Consider the following 1,413-nt stretch of genomic DNA (forward strand, 5'->3'; position numbering starts at 1 on the left):
ACAGATTCTTACAGTCAGTGGTTTCTATAATGCGCGCGTCATCCGAGTTTCTGTGTGAAGACAACGCCAGGTGTCGGCAGACTCATTGTCATCTTTTCTAAACGGGCAGGAAATGGCCCTTTAAGCATGTGGTAATAAAATGAAAAAAATAGCTCTCGCAGCAGGTGTACTGCTCGCAGCGTCTTACAGTGCATCATCAATGGCTGATAGCAAAGACAGTCAATATGTCTCCGACTGGTGGCACCAGAGCGTCAACGTGGTGGGCAGCTACCACACCCGCTTCGGGCCGCAGCTGAATAACGACGTGTATCTCGAATACGAAGCCTTCGCCAAGAAAGACTGGTTCGATTTCTACGGTTACGTTGACGTGCCGAAATTCTTCGGCGTGGGCAATACCCCGGATCGCGGCATCTGGGACAAAGGCTCCCCGATGTTTATGGAGATTGAACCGCGTTTCTCCATCGACAAACTCACCGGCACCGATCTGAGCTTCGGTCCGTTCAAAGAGTGGTACTTCGCCAACAACTACATCTATGATCTGGGCCACAACGCCGATGGCCGTCAAAACACCTGGTACATGGGTCTGGGCACCGATATCGACACCGGTCTGCCGATGAGCCTGTCGATGAACATCTATGCCAAATACCAGTGGGAAAACTACCAGGCCGCCAACGAGAACAGCTGGGACGGTTACCGCTTTAAGGTGAAATACTTCGTGCCGCTGACCCAGGTGTGGGGCGGCAACCTGAGCTACATCGGCTTCACCAACTTCGACTTCGGTTCCGATCTGGGCAAGGACAGCCATTGGGTTGACGGCACCGGCAAACAGGTGCGCACCAGCAACTCGATCGCCTCCAGCCATATTTTGGCGCTGAACTACGATCACTGGCACTATTCTTTCGTGGCGCGTTATTTCCACAACGGCGGTCAGTGGCAGGATGGCGCGGATATCGGCACCCCGCAGGGCCCGATCAAGTCTACCGGTTGGGGTTATTACCTCGTGGTCGGCTATAACTTCTGATTTTCCGTGCTATCAGAAACAGAAAACCCCGCTTGGCGGGGTTTTTTTTCGTCATCACTGGGCTTGTTCAACCGGGAGATGCTTCACCGGCATAAACAGTCTGCCTTTGATCACGTGACATTCATTATTTATCCAACTAATGATTTGTTCACGGCTGACGCCTTCCGACTGCGCGTACCGATGAAGATCGCCATTAAAGTGCCGAGTGATGTATTCCATGAGGGTCATTTGCACGTCTTTTGCTCCTGAACGCCCACCCGTTGCCAGCCTGGCCACCGCGGGAGGTTGAGGTTTCTCAGACAGCGAATGTAAATTATCGGCAACCAAATCTCAACATAAAGCACCAGATTGGGGCGACAGCGGTGTGAAAAAGAATCCCGCACGGAGAGGCG

2 protein-coding genes are annotated in these 1,413 nt (G+C 52.7%); one reads left to right on the forward strand and one right to left on the reverse strand.

Translation table 11 applies throughout. The features are described from left to right. Positions 1-139: 139 nt before the first annotated feature. A complete protein-coding gene (locus ADK28_RS16270; protein ID WP_028128054.1) occupies positions 140-1,021 on the forward strand; it encodes a nucleoside-specific channel-forming protein Tsx in 882 nt (293 codons plus the stop codon). A 54-nt stretch (positions 1,022-1,075) separates the two neighbouring features. On the opposite strand, the gene ADK28_RS16275 is transcribed toward ADK28_RS16270, so the two are convergent. Next, the gene (locus tag ADK28_RS16275) at positions 1,076-1,255 is read right to left on the reverse strand and encodes a hypothetical protein (RefSeq protein ID WP_025160261.1); all 180 of its coding nucleotides are present in this window, start codon (positions 1,253-1,255) and stop codon (positions 1,076-1,078) included. Positions 1,256-1,413: the final 158 nt, after the last annotated feature.

The sequence above is a fragment of the Serratia sp. 506_PEND genome (genome assembly GCF_001076875.1).
GTDB classification, from domain to species: Bacteria; Pseudomonadota; Gammaproteobacteria; order Enterobacterales; family Enterobacteriaceae; genus Serratia; species Serratia marcescens.

What these genes read in the sequence shown, in the direction of transcription:
- ADK28_RS16270 (WP_028128054.1), top strand. Translation starts at nt 140, where the DNA reads ATGAAAAAAATAGCTCTCGCAGCAGGTGTACTGCTCGCAGCGTCTTAC.